The organism is Heliophilum fasciatum, assembly GCF_004341395.1.
Classification (GTDB): Bacteria; Bacillota; Desulfitobacteriia; order Heliobacteriales; family Heliobacteriaceae; genus Heliophilum; species Heliophilum fasciatum.
Window position 1 is genome coordinate 1 of the sequence record NZ_SLXT01000064.1, and the last position, 1,963, is coordinate 1,963.

Sequence of the window (1,963 nt, forward strand, 5' to 3'; positions counted from 1 at the left end):
AGGTGGGGTCGATGATTGGGGTGAAGTCGTAACAAGGTAGCCGTATCGGAAGGTGCGGCTGGATCACCTCCTTTCTACGGAGAAATGCGAAGACTCTAGGGTCTTCGATACTTCGAGGTCGGAACGTCAGCGAGATGAATGCACAGCGTACTTGGCAGAGGCAGAATATGTTGCTGCTAGAGACGGTCGATGCAGTATCACGATGACGAATAGGAAGTCACGCTCCTACAACTGTTTGATTTTGAGGGACTGGGTGAATCTACCGGTTGATTTATCTCAACCGATAGTGTAAACTCTGAATTCCGGCGATGAACCGGATGTTCCTTCGAAAAGCGTAATAAATGATCTGGTGACGATGGCGGAGGGGTCACACCCGTTCCCATCCCGAACACGGAAGTTAAGCCCTCCAGCGCCGATGGTACTTGGGTCGCAAGGCCCCGGAAGAGTAGGTCGTTGCCAGATCGCTCACTTGCTTGGCAAGTGGGAACAAAACAGGGGCCTATAGCTCAGCTGGCTAGAGCGTACGACTGATAATCGTAAGGTCGGTGGTTCGAGTCCACCTAGGCCCACCATATTTTCCGGGGGTGTAGCTCAGCTGGGAGAGCACCTGCCTTGCAAGCAGGGGGTCAGCGGTTCGATCCCGCTCATCTCCACCAAATCGTGAAGGATGTCTCTCAGCCTTCGGGTTGAGAGACTTTTATTGTCCTTCGATTCAAATTTGCTCCTTGAAAACTGCACAGTGATAGTAAGTTAGTGATGAATGAACAAAAAGGAAGTTCTTCCTTACGCCATCCATGGCTCGGAAGAACGACCAAACATCCAGTTTGGTCAAGATATCAAGGGCATACGGTGGATGCCTAGGCGCTGAGAGGCGAAGAAGGGCGCGGTAAGCTGCGAAAAGCCACGGAGAGCCGCAAGCAGGCGTTGACCCGTGGGTACCCGAATGGGGCAACCCTCTTGGAGTTATATCCAAGAAACGTACACTGAATCCATAGGTGTACGTGGCCAACCCGGGGAACTGAAACATCTAAGTACCCGGAGGAAAAGAAATCAACCGAGATTCCCCCAGTAGCGGCGAGCGAACGGGGAAAAGCCTAAACCGACCCCTCGGGGTCGGGGTTGCGGGACCTCTTGTTAGATTCAATGATGTAACCGAAGCGGACTGGAACGTCCCGGCAGAGCGGGTAACACCCCCGTAGGTGAAACATCGGCGAATCGTAGAGGTATCCCAAGTACCGCGGGGCACGTGAAATCCCGTGGGAATCCGGGGGGACCACCCTCCAAGGCTAAATACTCCTCAGCGACCGATAGTGAACAAGTACCGTGAGGGAAAGGTGAAAAGCACCCCGGAAGGGGAGTGAAATAGAACCTGAACCCGTATGCTTACAAGCAGTCAGAGCATCTTTATGGTGTGATGGCGTGCCTTTTGTAGAATGAACTGGCGAGTTGCGGTCACGAGCAAGGTTAAGGCGAGAAGCCGGAGCCAAAGCGAAAGCGAGTCTGAATAGGGCGATTTAAGTTCGTGGCTGCAGACCCGAAACCGGGTGATCTACCCATGTCCAGGGTGAAGCGGCGGTAAAACGTCGTGGAGGCCCGAACCGACCAACGTTGAAAAGTTGGCGGATGAGGTGTGGGTAGGGGAGAAATTCCAATCGAACTCGGAGATAGCTGGTTCTCCCCGAAATAGCTTTAGGGCTAGCCTCGGGGGAAGAATATCGGAGGTAAAGCGCTGATAGGGCTAGGGGTCTTACCGGATTACCGAACCCTGTCAAACTGGGAATGCCGATATTTATCCCCGGGAGTCAGACGGCGAGTGCTAAGATCCGTCGTCAAAAGGGAAACAGCCCAGACCGGCAGCTAAGGTCCCTAAGTGTGTGTTCAGTGGAAAACGATGTGGCGTTGCCCAGACAACCAGGATGTTGGCTTAGAAGCAGCCACCATTGAAAGAGTGCGTAATAGCTCA

General features: G+C 53.3%; 2 tRNA genes and 3 rRNA genes. All 5 read left to right on the plus strand.

Annotation, left to right across the window (positions count from 1 at the left end):
• Positions 1-74: ribosomal RNA gene (locus EDD73_RS14660) — 16S ribosomal RNA — on the plus strand; the annotation flags it as partial.
• Between the two features lie 271 nt (positions 75-345).
• A 5S ribosomal RNA gene (gene rrf / locus EDD73_RS14665) occupies positions 346-462 on the plus strand.
• A 33-nt stretch (positions 463-495) separates the two neighbouring features.
• Positions 496-572 (plus strand) — tRNA-Ile (locus EDD73_RS14670).
• Positions 573-580: 8 nt separating this feature from the next.
• Positions 581-656: transfer RNA gene (locus EDD73_RS14675), tRNA-Ala, on the plus strand.
• Positions 657-826: 170 nt separating this feature from the next.
• Positions 827-1,963 (plus strand): 23S ribosomal RNA (locus tag EDD73_RS14680); the annotation flags it as partial.